The sequence below is a fragment of the Kribbella qitaiheensis genome (assembly GCF_014217565.1).
In the GTDB taxonomy this organism is placed as follows: Bacteria; Actinomycetota; Actinomycetes; order Propionibacteriales; family Kribbellaceae; genus Kribbella; species Kribbella qitaiheensis_A.
Map to the genome: position 1 here is coordinate 1585690 of NZ_CP043661.1, position 24463 is coordinate 1610152.

Here is a 24463-nt window from a genome sequence, read left to right on the forward strand (position 1 = left end):
TTCAGCCCAGCCAGGTGAGCGTCGGCCAGATCTCACCCCAGCTGTGATTGAGACCGCGGCAGAGCCAGATCGGACGATCCTGTTCGGCGTTCTTGATGCCCGTGGTGTTGCCGGTATAGCCGACGATGCTCGTGGAGACGCAGTTCGCCTGCACCCAGTCGAGCGGCCGCCCGTCCCGCTGACTGCCCAGCACGATCACCACATCGGCACCTTCCGGCGGCCGTCCCCAACCGGCGTACGCGTTGTGACCGCTGTAAGCCTTCGGCAGTCCGTACTCCGGGCCGAAGCGGTCGAGCGCGCCGGCCTCGCCGTAGTTGCGCGTGACGATCACCGCCCGAGCACGGTCATCAGCCGACAACCCGTCGTACACAGCAGCCACCTGCGACGTGAGCTCCGGCCACCCGAGCTGCTCGCGGGTGCCACCGAAGTCGAGGTAGCGAACCAGCGGCACATCGGCCAGTGCGGTCGCCGGAACGATTGGCAGGCTTGCCAGACCAACGAGGACCGCTGATCCGGAGAAAGCGCCGACCAGCACCCGACGGCGTACACCGGTAGTGAGCCACCGGTCGGTGGCGATAGCGCCTGCCGCCATCAGAGCCGGATAAGCCCCCGCAAGGTAGAAGCCGTTGCCGCCCACGACCAGCAGCTCGACGGCAAGCGCCAAGTAGGCGACACCGAACGCCTGGAAGGTGTTGTCGCGGCGGAGTAACCGCACCAGACCCGCGATCCAGATCGGCACCAGGAACGGGCTGATCAGGACCAGCTGGAACGGGATGATCCCGATGCGTCCGCCGGCTACCACCCGACCTTGGATCGCGTTGGCCATGTCCAGTTGCGGGAAGCCGTTCGTGGCCTGCCAGATCAGGTTCGGCGCGACGATGACCAGGGCGGCGAGTGCACCGGCGAGCAGCCACTTGCTGCGCAGGGCGGATCGCGGGCCGGCCACCAGCAGGCCGATCACGAACGCCAATGCAAGCAGCGCGAGCAGGGTCTTGTTGAGCAGGCCGATCCCCAGTACGACACCGATGAGCAGCAGGAGCCACGCAGTACGGGTCCGGATGTACATGGCCAGCAGCCAGCTCATCAGAGCTGCGAAGAAGAAGTCGGTGGTGTTGGTCATCAGCAGATGACCGGCCATCAATACGACGGCCGAGGTGGCCATGGTGAGGGCGGCGATCACCCGAGCGCGGCGCGAGGCACCCATCTCCGCGGCGATGAGGATGACGAAGACGACAGACGCCGCGGACACGATCGTGGCCGGCAGGCGGAACGCCCAGAGCGAGCCGGGTGAGATCGCGTCACCCAGTACGGCCAGTAGCGGCGTCAGCGGTGGTTGGTCGGGATAGCCCCAGGCGAGGTGCTTACCGCAGGCCAGGAAGTACAGCTCGTCGCGGTGGTAGCCGTACGCGTTGCTGGTCGCGGCCAGCACCACCAGTACGGCGATGACGACGGTCGCTTCCGGCCAATGCCGTCGCCACCAACTTCTGGTGGGAGCTCGGTTCTCCACCGGCCTGGTCGTCACCTGGGACGTCATGCGGTCACCTGCTCTCGCCTGCTTGGGCGGTGTTGCCAGTTGGGCCGAGTCTGGTGGCAGGACCTATACGCCCGCTGTATCGGCCGGCGGGTTGAAGTGCGGGACCGAGACAGGACGGAGTAAGGTCCTCGCGCACGGTCCATAGATTCGTAGGGGAATCCATGAGTTGGCTGATCGCGCAGGTCTGGATCTTGCTGCTGGTCGCGTTCGTACTCGGTAGCGCCGCCGCCTGGCTGGTCTTCCGGGTCGCACCGGCCCGGTTGAAGGGCGTCCGCCGATGAGCTGGCTCTTCCGCAACAACTGGCCGTGGTCCCTGCTGGCCTTTCTGCTCGGCGCGATCATCACCTGGTTCCTGCTGGCCCGCCGACGGCAACCCCAGGTCGCACCAGCATCCGCCGGCCGGCCCGCCGAGCAGAAAACGGAAGTCCTGGTCGGCGCCGGCGCAAGAACAGCCAGTACGCCGGAAGCCGCACCCCGCCGCTCCCCCGAGCCCGTGGTGCGACCCGAGCCGACGCCGGCCCCCCGTAGTACAAGCAGAGCCTGTTGTGCCGCAGGCGCTGTTCTCGCAACGGATGGATGCCGGCGAATCCCACGAGCCGACGTTGTTCGACGAACAGCTGGACGACGTGCCCCCCGGGCGGTACGGCGAAGGATCGGCCGAAGCGGTCCAGCATCAAGGCCCGCCGGACGGCTTCACCATCAAGGGCAACGCGCAGTCGATGCTCTTCCACACCCCCGAATCGCCGTACTACGGCCGGACCAGACCCGAGGTCTGGTTCCGCACCGAGGCCGACGCCGAACGCGCCGGTTTCACCAAATACGTCCGCCGGCCGCGCAGGTCACCGGGTGCCGGAAAGTAACCTCCGCGGACCGCGGAAGCAACGCACGACACGTCACGAATCGGCCCGTAGATAGGGCGATCAGGCCCCCATTTGCATGTACTGGCAAACGCCCGGCACACTGAGCGCAACGCCGGCCAGGGCGACTGGGGCGGTGGGGTGGGGCTCGAATTGGGCACCGCCATCCCACGGCGTCATCACAGCACCCGGGCGCGACCGGATCAGCACCGTTCCTTTTGAGAAACCGTCTGACGGGTAAGGGAAACAGATGCAGCCCGGAGAAAGCGTGTCCACCCGCGCGTCGCCGGATCGAACTGGGCGACCGCAAACCTTTGTAGAGCTAGGTTTGGACCGAGGGATGACACCCATTGGAGGTGAGCGTGACCGACATGCTGCCGGAGCAGCACCACGGACTGACGAAGAGTGACCCGCTGTGGTTCAAGCGGGCTGTCTTCTACGAAGTTCTGGTGCGGTCCTTCAAGGACTCGAACGCCGACGGCATCGGCGACCTGCAAGGCCTGACCGAGAAACTCGACTATCTCGAGTGGCTCGGTGTCGACTGTCTGTGGTTACCGCCGTTCTACCCCTCACCTCTGCGTGACGGCGGCTACGACATCTCCGACTACACGAACGTGATGCCGGAGGTCGGCACGATCGCCGACTTCGCCGCGTTCATGGAAGCCGCGCACGCGCGCGGCATGCGCGTCATCGTCGACTTCGTGATGAACCACACCTCGGACCAGCACCCCTGGTTCCAGGAGTCCCGCACCAACCCGGACGGCCCGTACGGCGACTTCTACGTCTGGTCGGACACCGACACGGCGTACAGCGACGCGAGGATCATCTTCGTCGACACCGAGACGTCGAACTGGACCTGGGACCCGGTCCGCCAGCAGTACTTCTGGCACCGGTTCTACTCCAACCAGCCGGACCTGAACTTCGAGAACCCGGCCGTCGGCGACGCGATGATCGAGGCGCTGAAGTTCTGGCTCGACCTCGGCGTCGACGGTTTCCGGCTGGACGCGGTGCCGTACCTGTTCGAGGAGGAGGGCACCAACTGCGAGAACCTGCCCAGGACGCACGAGTTCCTGAAGCGGGTCCGCAAGGAGGTCGACGCGAACTACACCGATCGCGTCATGCTCTGCGAGGCGAACCAGTGGCCCGGCGACGTGGTGGAGTACTTCGGCGACCGCGAGTCCGGCGGCGACGAGTGCCAGATGGCGTTCCACTTCCCGGTGATGCCGCGGATCTTCATGGGCGTGCGGCGTGAGTCGCGGTTCCCGATCTCGGAGATCCTGGCCCAGACCCCGCAGATCCCGGAGACCTGTCAGTGGGGCATCTTCCTGCGCAACCACGACGAGCTCACCCTCGAGATGGTCACCGACGAAGAGCGCGACTACATGTGGGGCGAGTACGCCCAGGACCCGCGGATGAAGGCCAACATCGGCATCCGCCGCCGGCTCGCGCCGTTGCTCGACAACGACGTGAACCGGATGGAACTGTTCACCGCGATGCTGCTGTCGCTGCCCGGCTCGCCGATCCTGTACTACGGCGACGAGATCGGCATGGGCGACAACATCTGGCTCGGTGACCGCGACGGCGTCCGGACGCCGATGCAGTGGTCGCCGGACCGGAACGCGTCGTTCTCGACGGCCACGCCGGGCAAGCTCAACCTGCCCGTCATCATGGACCCGGTCTACGGGTTCCAGGCCGTCAACGTCGAGGCGGAGATGGAGAACGCGTCGAGTCTGCTGCACTGGACCCGGCGGATGATCCAGACCCGCAAGCAGCACCCGTGTTTCGGGATGGGTACCTTCACTGACCTAGGCGGTTCCAACCCGAGCGTGCTGTCGTACGTCCGTGAGTTCGGTGACGACGTCGTGCTGTGCGTGAACAACCTGTCACGCTTCCCGCAGCCGATCGAACTGGATCTCCGGCAGTGGCAAGGAGTGGAGCCGGTCGAGTTGCTCGGCGGGGTGCACTTCCCGACCATCGGCGAGCTGCCGTACCTGCTCACTTTGGGTGCGCACGGCTTCTACTGGTTCCGGCTGCCGGTCTCCCAGGCCAATCGTGAGGAGAGCTCTTCGTGAATTTCCATCTGGACCAGGTCCAGTCCTTCTGTGCCAACCAGCGATGGTTCTCAGAGAAGGGACACGACGTCCATGTCGATGCGATGGCCACCTCGGCCTGGTTGTCGGACGAGGGCGTCTGGCCTGCGGTCCGGATCGGATTCGTCTACTGCGCCGGGCCTCCCGGCGCGGAGAACGCGATCCGGGTCTACCAGCTGCCGCTCAGTTACCGCCGCACGCCGCCCGAGAACCTGGGCCACGCGCTGGTCGGTGACTGGGAGGAGCCGGACCTGGGTGACACCAAGGTCTGGGTGTACGACGCGCTGCACGACAAGGAAGCGACGCCGTACTGGCTGGACGCGCTCACCCACGGCCGCACGCTGACCGGGCTGGAGTTCCACCCGGTGCACGCGCCGGAGCGCACGATCGTCGTACCGGAGAACGCGCAGTCGCTCGTCCTCACGGTCGAACAGAGCAACACGTCGCTGGTCTTCGGCGACACCGCCCTGCTGAAGGTGTTCCGCCGGCTCGAGCCCGGGAGCAATCCCGGCGTCGAGATCGAGTCGGCGCTCACCGAGGCGGGTTCCGAGTTGGTGCCCGAGGTGCTCGGTACGGCGCGTGGCTCCTGGCCGCGCGCCGGCGGCGGCACCGATTCGGGCGACCTGGGCATGATGACGGCGTTCCAGAAGAACGCGACCGACGGCTGGTCGTACGCGACCACCTCGGTCCGGGACCTGTACGCCGAGGCGGATCTGCACGCCGAGGAGGTCGGTGGCGATTTCGCGGGTGAGTCGCACCGACTCGGCGCGGCCACCGCACAGGTGCATGCCGAGCTGGCCAAGGCCCTCGGCACCGACATCTGGGAACCGACGCAGATGGTCGAGCATGCGGCCGCGATGAAGCGCCGCCTCGACAAGGCGGTCGCGGCGATCCCCGAGCTCGGCGAGTTCGCCGTGGGGCTGACCCGCGCGTTCGACGCGCTCGCCGCGTACGACGTACCGGTGACTGTGCAGCGGATCCATGGTGACTTCCACCTGGGTCAGGTGCTGCGCACGATCACCGGCTGGAAGCTGATCGACTTCGAGGGCGAGCCGGCCAAGTCGCTGATCGAGCGGCGCGCGCTGGACACCCCGATCAAGGACATCGCCGGGATGCTGCGGTCGTTCGACTACGCGGCACGATCGCTGCTGGCCGACCACCGGGGCGACCAGCAGATCGCCTACCGGGCAGCGGAATGGGCGAACAGGAACAGGAACGCCTTCTGCGACGGGTATGCAGAGGTGGCCGGGACGGATCCACGGGACCAAGGCGTGCTGTTGAGCGCGTTCCTGGCCGACAAGGTGATCTACGAGACGCTCTACGAGGCCCGCAACCGGCCGACCTGGTTGCCGATCCCGCTGGCCGCCGCCGCACAACTGAGTTCCAGCTAATACCCGGCAATCCGAACCAATAATCTCATCTGGCGCGGCCGGCGTGGAGCAGTCTCACAACGCCTGACCTGCGGTGAATCCGACGCGGCTGTGTAGTTGTGGGGGGTTCGGGTACGGGGTGCAGAAGATGTGCTGATGATCGGGCAGGATGGGGTGTATGGATTCGAGTGAGCAGGACACCGAAGTGGGCGAGGTGGCCGGGGCGCCGATGTCTGAGGCGATGAGTGAACCCGAGCACGCCGCCGCGGCTGTGGATGCTCCGGCCAAGCCCGTCGGGCTGGTGGCCGTGCCGGTCGAACGTCAGGTGCTGGAACAACTGGTGAGCGGGACGTATCACGACCCGCACCAGGTGCTCGGTCCGCATCTCGGCGACGGCGCCGTGACGTTGCGGGCATTGCGGCCGTTCGCGCAGTCGGTGACCGCGGTGTTCGACGACGAGCGGATCGAGTTGGTGCACGAGTTCGAAGGCGTCTGGGTCGGCGTGCTCGAGGTCGACAAGGTGCCGGACTACCGGCTCGAGGTCACTTACACCGACGGCCCCGCGGCCGAGGTCGACGACCCGTACCGGTACCTGCCGTCACTCGGCGAGATGGACCTGCACCTGATCGGCGAAGGCCGGCACGAGCAGCTGTGGACGGTGCTCGGCGCGCACGTCCGCCGGTACGACGGACCGACCGGCTCGGTGACCGGGACGTCGTTCGCCGTCTGGGCACCGAACGCGCAGGGCATCCGGCTGACCGCCGACTTCAACTTCTGGGACGGCCGCGCGCATCCGATGCGCACGATGGGTTCGTCCGGTGTCTGGGAACTCTTCATCCCCGGCGTCGGTCCCGGCACGAGGTACAAGTTCGACATCTGTGGTCGCGACGGAGTATGGCGGCAGAAGGCCGACCCGATGGCGAACCTGGCCGAGACGCCGCCCGCGAACGCCTCCGTCGTGCACGAGTCGACGTACGAGTGGCAGGACGCCGCCTGGATCGATCGCCGCGCCGCCTCCCAGGCGTACGCCGAGCCGATGAGCGTCTACGAGGTCCACCTCGGCTCCTGGCGCAAGGGCAAGTCGTACCGCGAACTCGCCGACGAACTCGTTGCCTACGTCACCGAAATGGGCTTCACCCACGTCGAGCTGATGCCGGTGATGGAGCACCCGTTCGGTGGGTCGTGGGGCTATCAGGTCACCTCGTACTTCGCGCCGACGTCGCGCTTCGGCGATCCGGACGACTTCCGCTTCCTGGTCGACGCGTTGCACCAGGCCGGTATCGGCGTGATGGTCGACTGGGTGCCGGCGCACTTCCCCAAGGATGCTTGGGCTCTGGCCCGCTTCGACGGCACGCCGCTGTACGAGCACCCGGATCCGCGCCGCGGCGAGCAGCCCGACTGGGGCACGCTGGTGTTCGACTTCGGCCGGCCGCAGGTGCGGAACTTCCTGGTCGCGAACGCGGTCTACTGGGCCGAGGAGTTCCACATCGACGGCCTCCGGGTCGACGCGGTCGCCTCGATGCTCTACCTGGACTACTCCCGCGAAGAGGGTCAGTGGGTGCCGAACCAGTACGGCGGCCGCGAGAACCTCGAGGCGGTGTCGTTCCTGCAGGAGATGAACGCGACGCTCTACAAGCGCGTTCCCGGCGTGATCACCGTCGCCGAGGAGTCCACCTCGTGGCCGGGCGTCACCCGCGCGACGCATCTGGGCGGACTCGGCTTCGGCTTCAAGTGGAACATGGGCTGGATGAACGACGCGCTCAGCTACCTGGAGCACGCGCCGGTGCACCGCCAGTACCACCACCACGAGCTGACGTTCTCGATGATGTACGCGTACTCCGAGAACTTCGTGCTGCCGATCTCTCACGACGAGGTCGTGCACGGCAAGGGCTCCCTGCTGCGCAAGATGCCGGGCGATCGGTGGCAGCAGCTCGCCAACGTGCGGGCGTTCCTGGCGATGCAGTGGGCGCATCCCGGCAAGCAGTTGCTGTTCATGGGCTGCGAGTTCGGGCAGGAGTCCGAGTGGTCCGAGAAGGGCGAACTCGACTGGTGGCTGCTCGACCACTCCGACCACCGGGGTCTGCAGCAGTTGGTCAAGGACCTGAACGGCAACTACCGCGACACGAAGGCGCTCTGGGCCACCGATCACGCGTCGGAGCGGTTCTCCTGGATCGACGCGAACGACGCAAGCAACAACGTCTTCTCCTTCGTCCGGTACGGCGACGAGGGGCAACCCACGCTCGCTTGCGTCGCCAACTTCTCGTCGGTCCCGCACCACGGCTACCGGCTCGGCCTCCCGTACGCCGGTCACTGGGACGAGCTGGTCAACACCGACGCGGGCGACTACGGCGGCTCGGGCGTCGGCAACTTCGGCGGCGTCGACGCGAACGGCGAAGGCTGGCACGGAATGGCGAGCAGCGCCGAGATCTCCGTCCCGCCGCTCGGCACGATCTGGTTCCGCCACAACGCGTAGTACAACGGCTGGGCGGTGTTGCCTCAGGCAACACCGCCCAGCTGTCTTTCAGGTCAGTTGACCGTCAGGCTGAAGGTCGGCGTGTAGGTCGGGTCAACCGGCAGGTTGGTCGCGGTGGTGACACCAGCGACCCACCAGCGGAACTGCGTATGGAAGTGTCGCCCCGAGGAGGTAAAGGTTGCGGGCGCGGGGCGACGTTGTCACCTTCGCGCAAAGGTCCACCAGGCGGTTGGACGCTAGGGGGCAGCGGGTAGCGTTCATCGGGTGACTGGTGTGCCGCCGCAGCCGACGTTGAGTGATGGTGAGTTGACGCTGCGCCCGTGGCGGGGCGACGACATCGAGGTCGCGCATGGGCTGACCGACGAAGAGATCGTCCGCTGGTTCGACCTCGACGGGGTCACGCCGCAGGACGGGCTAGCTGCGGCCGTCGAGCGCTGGCATCAGTTGTATGCCGAGGATCGGTCGCTCGTGGCCTTCGTCGTGGAATTGGCCGGAGTCTCCGGGCCGGTCGGGACAGTCGCGGCGCGCCGTACCGCGGACGGCGTCGGCACCATCACCTGGTCGACCTTCAAGCCGTACCGGGGACGCCGCATCGCGCGTCGTGCCGTGCAGCTCATCGTCGTCTATGCCTTCAGTGAGCTCGGGCTGGAACGTCTGCAGGTCGAGGTGGATCCGGAGAACCGGGCGTCGGCGCGGGTCGCGATCCGCTCCGGGTTCCGGCGCGAGGGGCTGCTCCGGGGCGGCGCCACGCTGCAAGGTGAACGCCGGGATCTGGCGATCTACGGTCTGCGCCGGGACGATCCGCGCGCGGACACAGTGACCGGGTGGACCGCGTTGATGGACTCGGTGCTGCCGAAGAAGCGGGTGATCGCGCACGTGGTGATCCGCGATACCGGCGGCCGGGTGCTGTTGTGCAAGGTCAGCTACAAGAGCGATCTCGAACTGCCCGGTGGCGTGGTCGAGCCGGACGAGGACCCCGCGACCGGCGCGCTCCGGGAGATGGAAGAGGAACTCGGCGTCTCGCTCCCGCTGTCCGGCGTGATCGCGATCGACTGGCTGCCCCGCTGGGAGGGCTGGGGCGACGCGATCGAGATCTTGTACGACGGCGGCGTGCACGACCCGTCACTCATCGACACCCTGCACCCTGACGGCTTCGAGATCCTCGGCCTCGGCTGGTACGCCGCCGACGAACTCGCCGGCCTCGTCAGTCCCCTCAATCAACGCCGTCTCCCTGCCGTCCTCAGCTCCCCCACCACCCTCCACCACCTCCGCGACGGCAACCCCATCCCCTGACCACACCGGCCCCCGTCAGGTGAGGATGTGGCGGAGGGTGGTGAGGTTGCGGAGGCACCAGCGGTAGTGGCCGTCGCGCGTGGTGGGGCTGTAGATCGTGGCGGTGATGAGCGCATAGGCGACTCGGTAGAGGTGCATGCGGTCCCGCGAGTGCCCCAGTTTCTCGAAGCGCTCCAGCAGTTCGGCGTCGAGCGCTTCGGCATCAGGCCCGTACATGTCGAAGAACCCGGCGGCAGTGGCAGCGTCGAAGGTGTTGTCGCCGGCCGTGGTGAGGAAACCCCAATCGAGAACAGCAGTCGCCCCTGCCCGGCGACCACCCGCGGCTCCGCCCAGCGCCGGATCGACGAGGATATTCGGCTGACAGATGTCGCCGTGCACGATGCTCGCCTTCGCCAGCACAACCTCACGAAGGCGCGTCACGACCACCTCGACCAGCTCGTCGAACCCGGTCAGGTCCTCCGAAAGCAACTGCCGAGACGCGACCGCACGTCGCAGTACGAGATCCGCCAGCGCCTCCCCCCAGGACGGCCCAGAAGACGCGTCCGACGGTAGGCGGCTACTCGTGGAGGTTACAGAAGACGCGTCCGACGGTAGGTGGCTACTCGTGGAGGTTACAGAAGGCGCGTCCTGCCGGAGGCGCCCGTTCCGGGAGAGGTCCGGCGGCAGGTGGGGAGTGTAGAACGGTGTTTGCTCCTCGGCCGCCGGTAGCGCCCTGCTCGCGGACCCGGCAGACGTGCCGCCGAGGGCGGTAACCACCTCGACGAACAGCTCGAGCGCGTCGTCTCGGCTGACCAAGCCCGACTCGACGGCTTCACGCAGCGGTGTACCGGGCAGCTTGCGTTCGATGCTGACAGCCCGACCATCCACCTCGTCCACCACGCGGATCTCCGGCGTACGGAAAGACAGCCGCTGACTGCTCAGCTCGTTCAAGAACGCCTGCAGTGGCCAGACCTCCGCAGCCGACCTGTTGAACCAGGTCTTGCCGACGAGGTCACCACCGAGATCGAAGACGGCTCCCTCCATGCCCTGCCCGATCAGCTCGATCGGCCCCTCGGCCTGCAAGCCCTCCAACTCCTGGTACTGCCGGAAGAACTCATTCGCTGACTGCACCGGTCACTTCTCCGTTGCCGGCCGGCTGAGCTCACGGGTCATCCAGATCGAGTCGCCGCGTTCGCGATCCGCGGTCACCCGGCCGCTGTGGTGGAAGTCGAGCTTCTCCAGCACGCGGAACGACGCGGTGTCCCACTCGCGCACCGTCGCCCACAACCGCTGCCGTCCTGTCTGTACCGCCGCCTCGACAACAGCCCGGGCAGCCTCGGTGGCATACCCCTGCCCGTGCGCCCGGTTGGCCAACTCGTACGCGATCTCCGGTTCGTCGAACGATGCGTGGCCGACAGTGAGTCCGCAATACCCGATGAACTCGCCGTTGTCCCGCCGCTCGATCGGTAGCAACCCCAACCCGTGCTCAGCCGCCAGCGGATTGTCCATCAGCCGCTCGCGGATCTCCTCCACCGTCGGATGCCCGTCCGCGTCGATCCGGCGCACCGACCGCGGATCCCGCTCGGTCCACAACCCGCGGTACTCCTCCGCGTCCGACGGAAGCCAGCGCCGCAGCCGCAAGCGCTCGGTCAGCAAACCGGCCGGGAACCCCGCAAAACTCGCCACACCCTCAACCTACGCTGTCCGCCGGGCCCGATCTCCGCGATCACCTGGTCGTCGGCCACCCTCGCGGTCGCTTGGTCTCGGCCACCTCCGCGGTCACCTGGTAGTCGGCGACCAGCAGACGGTGCACGATCCGGCAGACCTTCGCGAGACTGCAGTTCCGGGTGAGCCGACCTGTGGGTGCAGGCGGCCGGTCGGCGGGTTCAGTCTTCGGTCAGGGCTGCGCGGCGGCGACGGAGGAAGCGTTGCTCGGCGCCGTTGACTGTCAGGCCGATGGCTTCGTCGTACGCCTGGACAGCGGCCTCCTTTCGGCCCAGTCGAGCGAGCACATCGGCACGCGCGGCAGACAGGTACGCATACGACTTCAGGGCCACTTCATTGCTCAGGGCATCGAGCTCGGCGAGTACGGCGATCAGGTCGGCGCCGGGGACGAGGCTGTGCGCGGCGGCGCGGTTCAGCGCGACGATCGGCGACGGCCAGCTGATCAGCATCGCGTCGTACATCCGCACCACCTGATGCCAGTCCGTCTCGTCCCAGGACGACGCGGTCACATGCAACCCGGACACCGCGGCCTGCAACGCGAACCGGCCGTGTCCCTGCCCTTGCCCCTGTTGCAACGCGGTCGTCGCCCGCGAAACGCCCTCGGCCAGCAGCCGCACGTCCCACCGCGAGCGATCCTGATCGGCCAGCAGCACCAACTCGCCGTCCTCGCTGACCCGGGCATCGCCGCGCGCCTGGGTCATCTGCAGCAACCCCAGCAGGGCTTGGGGCTCCGGCTCGGCCGGCATCAACCTCACCAGCAACCCCGCCAGCTCGAGCGCCCGCCCGGTCAGGTCGGCCCTGGTCAGCTCCGGCCCCGCCGCCACATGCCCGGCCGTGTAAACCAGCTGCACCACGGTCAGTACGACGTCGAGGCGCTCCGGCAGCTCCTCGTCGGCCGGGATCCGGTACGGAATACCCGCGGCCGCGATCTTTTTCTTCGCCCTGGTGATCCGCGCGGCCGCCGTCGCCTCACTGATCAGCAGTCCGGCCGCCACCTCGCGGGTGGTCAGACCGCAGATCAGCCGCAGCGTCAATGCCACCTGAGAGTCACGAGCCAGCGCCGGGTGACAGCAGGTGAACACCAGCCGCAGCGGATCGGTCGGCTGCTCGACCTCCCCCGGCGAGATCGGATCCTCGATCAGCAGCGGCAGCTTCCGCCACAGGGTCGTCTCCCGCCGGAGCCGGTCGAGCGCCAGCCGTCGGGCGACCGTGGTGAGCCAGCCAGCTTGGTTGTCCGGGATCCCGTCCGGCCAGGTCTTCAGCGCCTGGACGAACGCGTCCTGGGTGCAGTCCTCGGCCAGATCGAGATCCCGGGTCAGCCGGACGGTCGAGGCCAGCACCGTGGACCAATGCCCACGGTGCGCCTCGTCCACCACCCGCGCAATCTCCCGCGCAGACGTCACCCGCGACTCCCCCGCTCCCGAATCTCCCCGAACTCCATCAGCCGAACTCGCTCACCCGACCTCGCTGATCAGCCCGGCGAGCTCGTCCAGCTCCAGGTCAGCAAGCCTCGATCCACAAATTTCGACCGCAGACCTCGATCGGCAGATCTCGATCAGGCCGGTGGGGTCGATCCCTCGCCGGTGTCCATCACCGGACGGACCTCGACGTTGCCCGCCGGGCAGAGCTTCGCCAGCGCGAGCGCCTGATCAAGGTCCTTGGCCTCGACCAGGTAGAAGCCGCCGAGCGCCTCCTTGGTCTCGATGAACGGCCCGTCGGTCACCAACGGCTCGCCACTGGCCTGCCGCACCGTGCTCGCGGTGGTCGACTTCTCCAGCGCCGCGCCACCGAAAAGGCTCGCACCGGCCGCCTCGACCGCCTCCGCGAAGGCGTTGTGCAGCTTCATCGTCGCCTGCCAGTCCTCCGCCGTGATGTTGTCGTAGAACTCTTCGGTGTCGTACAGCAGGAACATGTACTGCGCCATCTCTGGCTCCCTTGTCTGGGGTTTGTACTGGACATCTTGCTGACGAACGGGCGGCAGCGGAATCGACAAGGCCGACCAGGAAGTTCTCGATCATGAGAAGAGATCACCCCAGGTGAGATAGCGGACACCGACAGCTCCACCCTCGCCCGATCGCCTACCGTTGACCATGTACTCAACAGGACCTCAACCGGCACCCAGGAGGAACTCGTGGAGCACCTGGACGTACTGATCGTCGGTGCCGGCCCTGTCCGGGATCGGCGCCGCCTACCGGCTGCAGACCCAGGCGCTGAGCCGGTCGTACGCCGTCCTCGAGGGTCGTGAGAACCTCGGCGGCACCTGGGACCTGTTCCGCTACCCCGGCATCCGGTCCGACTCGGACATGTTCACGCTCGGCTTCCCGTTCCATCCGTGGACCGCGGCGAAGGCGATCGCCGACGGCCCGTCGATCCTGGAGTACCTCCACGAGACCGCAGAGACGTACGGGATCGACAAACACATCCGGTTCGGGCGGCACGTAGTACAGGCGTCTTGGTCGTCGACCGACGCGCTCTGGACTGTGGAGACGAACGAGGAGTCCTACACCTGCTCCTTCCTCTATGTCTGCACCGGCTACTACAACTACGACTCCGGCTACGAGGTGCCCTTCCCCGGCCTCGACACCTTCGGCGGCACGGTCGTCCATCCGCAGCACTGGCCGAAGGATCTCGACTACGCCGGGAAGCGAGTGGTGGTGATCGGCAGCGGCGCGACCGCGGTGACGCTGGTCCCGGCGATGGCTCCGGAGGCAGCCCACGTCACGATGCTGCAGCGCACGCCTAGCTACGTCGCCTCGCGGCCGGCACATGACGCCTTCTCGGACCGGCTCCGCGAGGTGCTCCCGGAGAAGCTGGCGCACCGGCTGATCCGCACCAAGAACGTCGCTGTCAGTTCGGCCGTCTACGCCGCATTCAGGAGGTGGCCCGCCCACGCCGCCTGGTTGCTCAACAGCACAGCCGCCAAGCAACTCCCACCGCACATCCCGGCCGATCCGCACTTCACCCCGAAGTACAAGCCGTGGGACCAGCGGCTCTGCCTCGTCCCGGACGCGGACCTGTTCGAGGCGCTTCGGGCCGGTACGGCGTCGGTGGTCACGGACGAGATCGAGACCTTCACCCCGACCGGGATCCGGCTCCGCTCCGGCGACGAACTGCAGGCCGACCTGGTGGTGACCGCGACCGGCCTGCAGATGGTTGCCCTGGGCAAGATCAAACTGACCGTGGACGGCCACTCGATCGACCCGCACGACACCTTCGTCTACAAAGGCATGATGCTCAGCGGCGTACCGAACCTGGCCTGGTGCATCGGCTACACCAACAACTCCTGGACGCTGCGCTCCGACCTCACCTCGCAGTACGTCTGCCGGCTGCTGAACCACCTGGACCGCACCGGCACCAGCATCTGCGTCCCGGAGATCGACCCGGCCGAGTACGACGCCCCCGCGCGACCGGTGGTCGACCTGTCCTCGGGCTACATCCGCCGCGCCGCGAACCTCCTGCCCCGCCAGGGCTCCTACGGCCCCTGGCGACTCCGGCAGAACTACCCGCGCGACTTCCTCTCCCTCCGCTACACCTCGCTCGCCGACGGCGCCATGCACTTCAAACCAGCCACCTAGTACTCCGGGCGGCGAAGGCGCGGCTTAGCCCTCGCTGTAAGGGTTCCCCCATTGGTCTAGCAATGGGGGAACCACCACAAGAGGGGCGAACCCCAACAAAGGGGGGCGAACCCACCGGCGGGCGGCCAACCACGTCGGCAGAGTGGGGTCGGGGCAGGTGGCGGGCGGCCGCAGTCGTGGTCAACAAGGCACGGGGACCGGGGGTGCTTCGCCTACGTAGCGGGCTGAGGGGCGGATGATTTTCGAGGTGCCGGCCTGTTCGAGGATGTTGGCGGTCCAGCCGATAACTCGGCTGGTGGCGAAGGTGGGGGTGAACATCGCCCGGGGCAGGTCGCAGATCGACATCACCACGCCGGCGTAGAACTCGACGTTCGCGTAGAGGTTGCGGCCGGGTTTGAGTTCGGCCAGGACCTCGACGATGCGCTGTTCGACCGTGGTGGCGAAGTCGACCAGGTCGCCGCCGAGTTCGCGGGCGATGTCGCGGAGCATCAGCGATCGCGGGTCCTCGGTGCGGTAGACCGCGTGCCCGAAGCCCATGATCCGGTCGCCCGAGCCGACCTTCGCGCGGACCCACGCGTCGATCCGGTCCGGCGTACCGATCTCGTCCAAGCTGGCCAATGCGCGATCCGGCGCCCCACCATGCAGCGGACCCGAGAAGGCCCCGATCGCACCGGCAACAGCCGACACCACATCGGCGCCCGTCGAGGCGATCACCCGCGCGGTGAAGGTCGACGCGTTGAAACCGTGGTCGATCGTCGAGATCAGGTAGTGCTCGATCGCCCGGGCCTTCGCCTCGTCCGGCACCTCGCCGGTGACGAGGTACAGCCAATGAGCCGCGGCACCCAGATCCTCTCTGGGCTCCAACGGCTCGAGATCCTCCCGCAACCGGTACAGCGCGGCCAGGATCGTCGGCGTCACCGCGCAGACCAGCATCGCGTCGGCCTTCCGCCGAGCCGGATCCGCATCCCAGAGCGGCGGCAGCTGACGAGCCGCGGCCAGCAACGACAAGGCAGTCCGCAACCCGGCAAGCGGATTGAAAGACGATCCGGCCGCCGCCACGGCAGGCAATACAGCCCGTACTTCGGGCGGCAGGACGCGCAAGGGCGCGAGTTCCGCTACGAAGGCAGCCCGCTCGGCCGCGTCGGGCAGCCGCCCCTCGAACAGCAGGAACCAGACATCCTCGACGGTCTTCGAGCGAGCCAGGTCGATCGCGGAGTACTGCCGGTAGTGGTAGAAGCCCTCGTCACCGCGGACATCGCCGAGCCGGGTCTCGGTCACGACGACGTTGCGCAGTCCGGCGGGTACCTCGATCGGTCCTTCGACGGTTCCTTCGACAATGGTTGACATAAGTCTCAGACTTGAACTGGAATCAAGTATTGTCAATGTTGATCCAGTCAATATGAGCGCCTCCCGGAGCGGTGGATGACGCAGCAGCGTGACGAGAATTACCTGACCACGGCCGAGGTCGCCCGCCGGCTGAACGTGAAGCCGGAGACGATCTACGCCTACGTCAGCCGCGGACAGCTCACCAGCGTCCGTGCTCGCGGCCAGCGCAGCAGCCTGTTCGCGGCTGCCGACGTGGAGCGTCTTGCCAGCCGGAGCGTTGAGCACACCGGCGTGGTCGAACGGATCGAGACAGAGCTCAGTCTGCTCCAGGACGACGAGCTCTACTACCGCGGTCGGCCTGCGCGCGAACTGGCGACGACCAGCACGGTCGAGTCGGTTGCACACCTGCTGTGGACCGGCGAGCTGGCCGAGCAGGACCCCTTCCCCGCTCCCCCGGCACAGGTGGAGCTGGCCAGCGCTGCGATGGCTGTAGCGCCGCCGACTGCACGAATGACGGACCAGCTGCGCATAGCCGTCGCAGTACTAGGTGCTGGCGACCCGCTGCGGTTCGACCTCGCGCCGGAGTCAGTGGTGGCGGCCGCAAGCCGTCTCCTCGGAGTACTGGTGGATGCTCTTCCAGGTGAGACCACACAAGGCACCCTGGGCACCAGGCTCTGGCCGAAGCTGACCACGCAAGCCTCACACCCCAAGCCTGCATCGCTCGACGCCGTACTGATCCTGCTGGCGGACCACGGGCTGGCCGTCTCCACGATCGCTGCACGCGTCGCCGCGAGCGCACGCGCCAACCTGTACTCCGTGGTGTCGGCCGGGCTCGGCGCACTTGATGGGCACTACCACGGTGCGGCGACCACACTCGCCTACAAGTTCCTCGACCGGGCGCTGCAGGATCCCGTCGAGGCGCTGTCGGATCAGCTGCGGTCGGGCGAGCCTGTGCCGGGGTTCGGGCATCGCATCTACCAGCAGCGCGATCCGCGCGCCGAGGCGCTGTTCGAACTGCTTGCCAATGAGCCGGTTGAAGCAACAGTCCGAGAGCTCATTGACAAGGTCCCCGCGTTCCCGAACAGCGACCTGGCCATCGCCGCGATGATGCACGCCTACGGCTTCCGCCCGGACGCCGGCGAGGCGCTGTTCGCGATCGCGCGCATCATCGGCTGGACGGCACACGCACTGGAGGAGTACGCCGAACCAGGCCTGCGTTTCCGCACAGCCGGCATCTACACTGGCCCGCCGGTCGATTGAGTCAACGCGGCACGCGATGCCCGGCAACAGCCTCGGCAGTGACGTCAAAAGCCTGCTCAGCCAGGGAGTAGTCGCGCTGCGCCACACCGATGTACAGCGCGTCGAGCACGATCATCTGCGCGTGCCGCCCAGCCAGACCGCCAGTGCGGAAGGTGACATCGCGTGCAGCGGTGACCAGTACTACGTCCGCCTCCCGTGCCACCGGTGATCTCGGGTAGTTGGTGATGGCAACAGTGCGCGCACCCTGACTCCGGGCTCGCGCTAGCGGCTCCAGCACTTCGACAGTCTCGCCGCTGTGCGACAGCCCGATCGCGACATCACCAGCACCGAGCAGCGCCGCACTGGTCAGCGCGTTGTGGACATCGCTCCAGCAGTTCGCGCCACGACCGATCCGATGCAGCCGCAACCGCAGGTCTTCGGCAACAGTGGCCGATCCACCCACGGCGTACAGGTCGACCCGCCGGGCATCGGAGATCGCCCGGACTGCCTCCCCGAGGGCACGTAGGTCCAACTCGGACACTGTGTCCTCCAGAGCACGTGTGTCCGCCCGCAGCAACGTACGCAGTACGTCGCCCAGACTATCGTCGGCACCGACTTCGCCGCCGGTTCCAAGCTCCCAGCTCGCACTGGTTCGTCCGCTTTCGGCCGCCAGCGCCAGCCGAAGCTCGGCGTACCCACTCAGGCCGAGGGCCAGGCAGAAGCGGGTGACACTCGGCAGCGAGGTCGCGCAACGAGCAGCCAACTCCCCGATCGTCGACGACGCCGCAGCGGCAGGATCCCGCAGTACTTCGTCCGCGACCTGGCGCTGAGCCGGACTCAATGCCGGCAACAACCCATGGATCCGGACCTCCAACGACTCCCCAGCACTCATGTGAATGATTCTCAAAATCTTCTACGCGAGCTGTCAACAGTTCACACCAATGGAAAGGCCGCCCCTTTCACAGGGGCGGCCTTCCCAAGACCTCAGAAGCGATGCAGGTCGAACTCGTCCGACTGGCCGCCGGCGAGCAGGACGTCGAGCCGTCCGCTCAGCACGTACATCCCGTGCGGACTCAACGCCACCGTGGTCGGACCGCCGACAGGCCAGGCCTTCGCCACCACGACTCGCGCCGAGCGGTAGTTGTCCGTACTCCGCAGCACGGTCACCTCTTCGACACCCGGCGCCCCGAGCTTGTTGGTGACGGCAACCAGCTTGCGATCGGCCGTCAGTGCAAGCCCATCGCCACCGACCAGCGCCTTCGGCAACTTCACCTCGGAGATCGCACCGGTCGGCGAGATCCGTAACAACAAGCCGGTGTCGTACCGGACGGCCAGCAGGTAGCCGGCCGGATCCCAGACGATCCCGTTCATCCCGATCGTCGGCGACGCCAGCCGCGCGTCCCGGACCAGCACTGACGCCTTTCCACCAGGGGTGATCCGGTAGATCGCATCCCCCGCGGGATCCGTGACGTACGCATTGCCGCGACCATCGACCGCGAGGTCATTCGCACCATGCTTGCCACCCGCCGGATTCAACGCCGGCGTATTGAGATCGACCCGGTGCTCCAAGTGCCCGGTCCTCAGGTTGTAGATCGCGACACCGGACTGCTTGCCCGCCGTCGCATCCGAAGACCGCTCACCACTGCCGATATCCGCATACGTCACCAGGAACCGGTTCCGCGCCACATCCACATGCAGCCCGAAGGTCGAGATCCCCGGTGCCGCACCGACCAACTGCTTCGACCGACCATGACGGTCGACCACATCTACCCGCCCGGTCGCGATCGACCCGACCAGGAACGCCTGCCGGCTCGGGTCCCAGGTCACCCCCTCCGGATACCGATCAGCGGTCTGCCCGCTGATCGTCCCCGGCCACGCACCGGCCCGTACCGCCGGCGCCTCAGCACTGACCTGTACTGCGGACGCGGGCGCCGCGGCGGCGAGCGTGAGCAGAGCGACGACTGCCGCTGTGCGTCGGAACATCATTGCCTCCCTTGATGGATACGAACACAGAGACTAATCAGAGCACTGATGCCTGTCAATGCACATATCACAGCCCGGGTTCGTACCATGAGGACATGCGGATGTCATTCGAAGAGCGGCTGGGCAGCCACCTCAAGCGGGTCGAGCAGGAACTCACCACGGTGAAGTCGGCCGCGGTGAAGCCGGCCGGGCTGACCGTCCCGCAGTACGCGGCGCTCTTCGTCCTGGACGAACAACCCGGGATCTCGGCCGCCGAGCTGGCCCGGCGCTGCCTGGTGACGCCTCAGACGATGACCACGATTCTGCGCAACCTGGAGTCGGCCGAGCTGATCGAGCGCACCCCGCATCCGCTGCACAGGCACGTGATCGAGACGCGCACGACCCCGGCCGGCCGGAAAGCCCTCGACCAGGCAGACGAGCGGGCCGCCGGGGTGGAACGCCGCCTGGCCGCCGCCTTCACCACAGAAGAGCTGGACACCCTCCGCGCCTTGCTGGCGCGGGTGTCGGAACAGCTGACAACCGACCCGATCCTCAACAGCTAAACAAAAAGCGGGTGGCGCCGTTCGGCACCACCCGCTGGCAAAAACTATTTCAGAACAGGGCGGCCATCAGGCGACGGCGGGCCTTGATCACGCGTTCGTCGTCGGCTCCGACCACCTCGAAGAGCTCGAGCAGGTGCTTGCGGACCTCGTCGCGCTCGTCGCCCGCGGTCAGCTGGATCGTCTTGATCAGCCGGGCGAAAGCGTCCTCGACGTGCCCGCCCATCAGGTCCACATCGGCGACCAACTGCTGCGCCTCGATGTCGGCCGGGTTCTCGGCGGCCCTGGTCCGGACCTCGGCCGGGACGTCCCTGGTCCGCTGCACCAGCTGGACGCGGGCCAGGCCGGCCTTGGCCTCGGCGTCGTTCGGGGTCTCCTTGAGCAACAGCTCGTACGCCGCGATCGCGCCGTCGAGGTCACCGGCGGCAACAGCGTTGTCAGCTGCCTCGTACCGCGGGTCCGGCTCGGGCTCGGCGGCCTCTTCTTCGGCACCGGCCGGACCGACCGGATCCGTGCGGCCCGTGATGCCATTGGCAACAGCGACGGTGAGCAACTGCTCGACGTACTGACGAGCCTCGGGCTCACCGACGGGCCCCTGGAACAGCGGGACCACCTGCCCGCGCAGTACGGCGATCACCAGCGGCACGGTCTGCACGCCGACGGCCTGCGCCAACTGCGGGTTCGCGTCGATGTCGATCCGGGTGAGCAGGAACTTTCCGGCGTACTCCGTGGACAGCCGGACCAGGATCGGGCTGAGCGCGAGCGACGCCTCCGAGCGCGGCGAGTGGAACTCGACGATCACCGGCACCTGGACCGAGCGCTCGATCACGTCGGCCTGGAAGGTCGGCTCACTCACGTTCAGGACGTACGAGCCGCCGCCCGCCGCTGGGGCTCCGGCTCCGGGAGCGGCTCCGGGTGCGGCGCCCGGACGGGGTGCGGCGGGCTTGCGCAGGGACGACAGGTCGATCGCCCCGGGACGGGAGAAGTTCGGCTGGCTCACCGCTGGCCTCCGGTCGGCAGTCGGTCGGTACGTACGGTCATAGGCCTATCCTCTCCGACGGCCCCGAACGGTGTGGAGCGCGGGTCGCCAGCAGCAGCCGCGCGAGCCCGCTCCGGGTGCCCGCGACGGCCAGCCTGCTGCCGGCTTTGAGGGTCCGGTCGAACGCCGGATCCCAGTCCCAGTCGCCATTGTCCTGCCGCGCCAGCACCCGCAGACCGCCCGCCTCGTCGAGCTCGCCGAGCCGCCGGCCGACGGCCACCGAGTCGCGCTCCACGGTGACCTCGGTGAGCAGCAGGACGCGACGTCCGGCCGGGACGGTCGCCTGACTGCGCCTGTTCGCGACCGCGGCCGCGACGGCCGGTGCGACCAGCATCGACACCGACCGGCTGTGGCCGAGCTCCAACTGGCGCTCGACCCGCTGGGCCAGGTCGTGGTCGAACATCCGCATCGTGATCCGGGCGGTGGGGTTCAGCTCGCGGACCACCATCGCCGACTCGAGATTGGTGATGTCGCCGTTGGTGATCGCGAGCACCGAATCGGCCCGCTGGACACCGGCCAACCGCAGCGTCTCCTCGTTGCTGCTGTCCCCGATCACCACCGGGATCCGTAATCGATGAGCGGTCTGTACGCCGGGGGCGTCGTCGTCATGCTCCACCCCGACCACCGCGACGCCTCGCTCGTTCAGGATCTCGAGCACCCGGGCGCCGACCGTGCCCAGCCCGCAGACGATCACGTGGTTGCGCGGCCGGCCGCGAACGCCGCCGATCACCCGGGACAGGCGGGCGCCGATCAGCGAGTCGACGATCACCGCGGTCAGCAGTGCCATCAGCACGATCCCGGTGAGCTGGACGACGACCGCGGCCACCTTCGCCCAGGGCTTGGCATTCGAGAAGGTGTTGTCCTCGATCCCGGCAGACGTCACCGCGCCGGCTGCCAGGTAGAGCGCCCGGAGCCACTCGACGTGGGCGATCCAGTGCGTGAGCGCCGTACCGGTCAGGATCAGCCCGGCCATCACCCCCGCGATGATCCGGACCCGCCGGTCGATCACGTCCCGGGTCGCCATCAGCCAGCCGGCCCGGCGGACGTCCTTGGTACGCCAGATGTTGCGCAGGCCGGTCCCCACCACGATGTCACCGGCCGGGTCCGCGCTCGCCGACGGCAGCAGCTCGGGAGTCGCGGACGACGTGGTGTCGGCGAGCACGGTCAAGTGAGGTGCCTGGATGAGTTTGGCCGGCCCGGCGACCAGCCGGCGCCCGCCGACCTCGAACCAGGTCAGTTCGTCGTCCTCCAGCGCGTCGGCGACGAAGGCAGGCGCCGCGAGCGAAGGCCCGGAGATGACCACGCAGTCGCCGAGCAGGTTGTGCAACTGGCCGCCCAGTCGCGGATTGACCATCTGGATGACGATCTTGAGGTTCGGGTCCATGTCCCGGGCGGTCAGCGCCGTGTGCACGTTGTGGACGTCGTCGGCATCGAGCAGCACCAGCGCTCGCGCGGCCGACGGCTTGCCGGCTGCGGAATCGATGCCAGCGCGGCGTAGTACGGACTCGCTGACGACCCGGACGCCCAGCACCTGGGCGCCGAGCTCGCTGATCCGTTCGAAGTGCCGCGACGCCGGATTGACCACCGCGGTCACGTGTTCGCCCGAGCTGACCAGCTCGGTGATCACCCGGAGCATCGTCCGGTCGGATCCGCAGACGACCACGCCGCGACCGTCCGGCGATTGAACGGCGGTACGAGCCTGGGTCCGGGCACGGCGGCGCCCCTGGGTGGCGGGCTCTGCCGCTTCGGTCTCAGAAGCGGGCGGGTTCTCTGTACTCGCCCCATTCGATCCGAAGAACGTGACAGATCTCCCCCATCGTGGCCTCGGCACGCGCAGCCTCCAGCATCGGCTCGATCAGACTGCCGGTCCCGCGGGATGCCTCGACCAGCGCCGATAGCGTACGACGTACGAGGTCCTCGTCGCGTTGCGTCTTGCGTGCCGCCAGCACCCGGCACTGCTCGATCTCGACCTCGTGGCTGACCCGGAGGATCTCCAGTCCGCCGGACACCGTGTCGGTCTGGGTATTCACCCCGACGATCTTCTTCTCGCCCTTCTCGAGCTTCTGCTGGTACTCGAAGGCGGCGTCGGCGATCTCGGCCATGAACCAGCCGTCCTCGATGCCGCGCAGGATGCCGCCGGTCATCGTGCCGTCCGGACTCATCTCCTTGATCCGGGCAAATATCTCTTCGGCCTCCGCCTCGATCCTGTCCGTCAGCGCCTCGACGTACCAGGAACCACCGAGCGGGTCGGCGACGTTGGTGACGCCGATCTCCTCCATCAGCACCGACTGGGTCCGCAGCGCGATCTCGGCCGACTGGTCGGTCGGCAGCGCGAGCGTCTCGTCGAGTGCGTTGGTGTGCAGGGAGTTCGTGCCACCGAGCACCGCGGCGAGCGCCTCCACCGCGGTACGGACGACGTTGAGTGTCGGCTGCTGGGCGGTCAGCGAGACACCGGCGGTCTGGGTGTGGAAGCGCAGCCACTGGGCCTTGTCGGTCTTGGCGCCGTAGACGTCGCGCAGCCAGCGGGCCCAGATCCGGCGGCTGGCGCGGAACTTGGCGATCTCCTCGAAGAAGTCCAAGTGGCTGTCGAAGAAGAACGACAACCCGGAGGCGAAGGTGTCGATGTCGAGGCCCCTGCTGAGGCCGAGCTCGACGTACCCGAAGCCGTCGGCCAGCGTGTACGCGAGCTCCTGCGCGGCCGTCGAACCGGCCTCGCGGATGTGATAGCCGGAGACACTGAGTGGCTTGTACGCCGGGATGTTGGCGGCGCAATACTCCATCAGGTCACCGATCAGGCGCAGGTGCGGCTCCGGCGGGAACAGCCACTCCTTCTGGGCGATGTACTCCTTGAAGATGTCGGTCTGCAGCGTGCCGTTGAGCTTGGTGATGTCGGCGCCCTGGCGCTCGGCCGCGACCAGGTACATCACAAAGGCCGGTACGGCGGGTCCGGAGATCGTCATCGACGTGGTGACGTCCTGCAGCGGGATGTCCTTGAACAACCGGTCCATGTCAGCCGCGGAATCGATCGCGACGCCGCAGTGGCCGACCTCGCCGAGAGCCTTCGGATCGTCGGAGTCGCGGCCCATCAACGTCGGCATGTCGAACGCGACCGAGAGGCCGCCGCCGCCGGAGTTGAGGATCATCTTGTACCGCGCGTTGGTGTCCTCGGCGTTGCCGAAGCCGGCGAACTGGCGGATCGTCCAGGTCCGGCCGCGATATCCGGTCGGATAGAGCCCGCGGGTGAACGGGAACTCGCCCGGCCAGCCGATCCGCTCCATCCGGGGATCGTCGTACCCCTCCGGCGGCCCGTAGACCGGCTCCACCTCGGTGCCGGACAGGGTGGTGAAATCCGCCTCCCGGCGGCGCGACGCGTCGTACCGCTGTTGCCACCGGCTCCGTCCGTCGGCGATGCGTTCGGCGTCCATCACGACCTCCATGGGG

The 24463-nt window shown here is 67.6% G+C and carries 19 protein-coding genes; 8 read left to right on the top strand and 11 right to left on the bottom strand.

Features of this window, described 5'->3' with window-relative positions; all coding sequences use genetic code 11:
• Window position 1 precedes the first annotated feature (1 nt).
• Window positions 2-1534 carry an ArnT family glycosyltransferase gene (locus F1D05_RS07145; protein ID WP_185446549.1) on the bottom strand — a complete coding sequence of 511 codons (1533 nt, stop codon included), beginning with the start codon at window positions 1532-1534 and terminating at the stop codon, window positions 2-4.
• 545 nt (window positions 1535-2079) lie between these two features.
• Here F1D05_RS07145 and F1D05_RS42855 point away from each other — a divergent pair.
• The 5 genes from F1D05_RS42855 to F1D05_RS07170 all read left to right on the top strand — a co-directional run bounded on the left by F1D05_RS42855 (window position 2080) and on the right by F1D05_RS07170 (window position 9617).
• Window positions 2080-2394: a hypothetical protein gene (locus tag F1D05_RS42855; RefSeq protein ID WP_185446550.1), complete on the top strand. Its 315-nt coding sequence runs from the start codon at window positions 2080-2082 to the stop codon at window positions 2392-2394.
• Between the two features lie 368 nt (window positions 2395-2762).
• The gene (gene treS / locus F1D05_RS07155; protein ID WP_185449030.1) at window positions 2763-4463 is read left to right on the top strand and encodes a maltose alpha-D-glucosyltransferase; all 1701 of its coding nucleotides are present in this window, start codon (window positions 2763-2765) and stop codon (window positions 4461-4463) included.
• A complete protein-coding gene (locus tag F1D05_RS07160; RefSeq protein ID WP_185446551.1) occupies window positions 4460-5872 on the top strand; it encodes a maltokinase N-terminal cap-like domain-containing protein in 1413 nt (470 codons plus the stop codon). Before treS ends, F1D05_RS07160 begins: the two co-directional genes overlap by 4 nt.
• A gap of 157 nt (window positions 5873-6029) precedes the next feature.
• Window positions 6030-8324, top strand: coding sequence for a 1,4-alpha-glucan branching protein GlgB (gene glgB / locus F1D05_RS07165; RefSeq protein WP_185446552.1), 2295 nt, complete (start codon window positions 6030-6032; stop codon window positions 8322-8324).
• 264 nt (window positions 8325-8588) lie between these two features.
• Window positions 8589-9617, top strand: coding sequence for an NUDIX hydrolase (locus tag F1D05_RS07170; RefSeq protein ID WP_246486490.1), 1029 nt, complete (start codon window positions 8589-8591; stop codon window positions 9615-9617).
• A gap of 15 nt (window positions 9618-9632) precedes the next feature.
• Here F1D05_RS07170 and F1D05_RS07175 read toward each other — a convergent pair whose 3' ends face one another.
• From F1D05_RS07175 to F1D05_RS07190, 4 genes are all read right to left on the bottom strand, one after another.
• Entirely contained in the window at window positions 9633-10727 is a 1095-nt protein-coding gene (locus tag F1D05_RS07175) for a phosphotransferase family protein (RefSeq protein WP_185446553.1), read from the bottom strand.
• 3 nt (window positions 10728-10730) lie between these two features.
• A complete protein-coding gene (locus tag F1D05_RS07180; RefSeq protein WP_185446554.1) occupies window positions 10731-11282 on the bottom strand; it encodes a GNAT family N-acetyltransferase in 552 nt (183 codons plus the stop codon).
• Window positions 11283-11482: 200 nt separating this feature from the next.
• The gene (locus tag F1D05_RS07185) at window positions 11483-12724 is read right to left on the bottom strand and encodes an RNA polymerase sigma factor (RefSeq protein WP_185446555.1); all 1242 of its coding nucleotides are present in this window, start codon (window positions 12722-12724) and stop codon (window positions 11483-11485) included.
• A gap of 152 nt (window positions 12725-12876) precedes the next feature.
• Window positions 12877-13245, bottom strand: coding sequence for a YciI family protein (locus tag F1D05_RS07190; protein ID WP_185446556.1), 369 nt, complete (start codon window positions 13243-13245; stop codon window positions 12877-12879).
• Between the two features lie 235 nt (window positions 13246-13480).
• On the opposite strand from F1D05_RS07190, the gene F1D05_RS07195 reads away from it, so the two are divergent.
• Window positions 13481-14896 carry a flavin-containing monooxygenase gene (locus F1D05_RS07195; protein ID WP_246486491.1) on the top strand — a complete coding sequence of 472 codons (1416 nt, stop codon included), beginning with the start codon at window positions 13481-13483 and terminating at the stop codon, window positions 14894-14896.
• A gap of 180 nt (window positions 14897-15076) precedes the next feature.
• Here F1D05_RS07195 and F1D05_RS07200 read toward each other — a convergent pair whose 3' ends face one another.
• Window positions 15077-16243, bottom strand: a complete 1167-nt coding sequence (locus F1D05_RS07200; protein ID WP_185446557.1) for a citrate/2-methylcitrate synthase — start codon at window positions 16241-16243, stop codon at window positions 15077-15079.
• Window positions 16244-16318: 75 nt separating this feature from the next.
• Here F1D05_RS07200 and F1D05_RS07205 point away from each other — a divergent pair, with 75 nt between their 5' ends.
• Window positions 16319-17482, top strand: coding sequence for a citrate/2-methylcitrate synthase (locus tag F1D05_RS07205; RefSeq protein ID WP_185446558.1), 1164 nt, complete (start codon window positions 16319-16321; stop codon window positions 17480-17482).
• A 1-nt stretch (window position 17483) separates the two neighbouring features.
• On the opposite strand, the gene F1D05_RS07210 is transcribed toward F1D05_RS07205, so the two are convergent.
• Window positions 17484-18353 carry a MurR/RpiR family transcriptional regulator gene (locus F1D05_RS07210; RefSeq protein ID WP_185446559.1) on the bottom strand — a complete coding sequence of 290 codons (870 nt, stop codon included), beginning with the start codon at window positions 18351-18353 and terminating at the stop codon, window positions 17484-17486.
• Between the two features lie 92 nt (window positions 18354-18445).
• A complete protein-coding gene (locus tag F1D05_RS07215; RefSeq protein WP_185446560.1) occupies window positions 18446-19444 on the bottom strand; it encodes an SMP-30/gluconolactonase/LRE family protein in 999 nt (332 codons plus the stop codon).
• A gap of 95 nt (window positions 19445-19539) precedes the next feature.
• Between F1D05_RS07215 and F1D05_RS07220 the strand changes: the two genes are divergently transcribed.
• A complete protein-coding gene (locus tag F1D05_RS07220; RefSeq protein ID WP_206686106.1) occupies window positions 19540-19986 on the top strand; it encodes a MarR family winged helix-turn-helix transcriptional regulator in 447 nt (148 codons plus the stop codon).
• A 49-nt stretch (window positions 19987-20035) separates the two neighbouring features.
• Here F1D05_RS07220 and F1D05_RS07225 read toward each other — a convergent pair whose 3' ends face one another.
• From F1D05_RS07225 to F1D05_RS07235, 3 genes are all read right to left on the bottom strand, one after another.
• Window positions 20036-20983 carry a tetratricopeptide repeat protein gene (locus F1D05_RS07225; RefSeq protein ID WP_185446561.1) on the bottom strand — a complete coding sequence of 316 codons (948 nt, stop codon included), beginning with the start codon at window positions 20981-20983 and terminating at the stop codon, window positions 20036-20038.
• Window positions 20984-21020: 37 nt separating this feature from the next.
• Window positions 21021-22685, bottom strand: a complete 1665-nt coding sequence (locus tag F1D05_RS07230; protein ID WP_246486492.1) for an NAD-binding protein — start codon at window positions 22683-22685, stop codon at window positions 21021-21023.
• Window positions 22686-22773: 88 nt separating this feature from the next.
• On the bottom strand, window positions 22774-24447 hold the full coding sequence (locus tag F1D05_RS07235) for an acyl-CoA mutase large subunit family protein (protein WP_185446563.1): 1674 nt from the start codon (window positions 24445-24447) through the stop codon (window positions 22774-22776).
• Window positions 24448-24463: the final 16 nt, after the last annotated feature.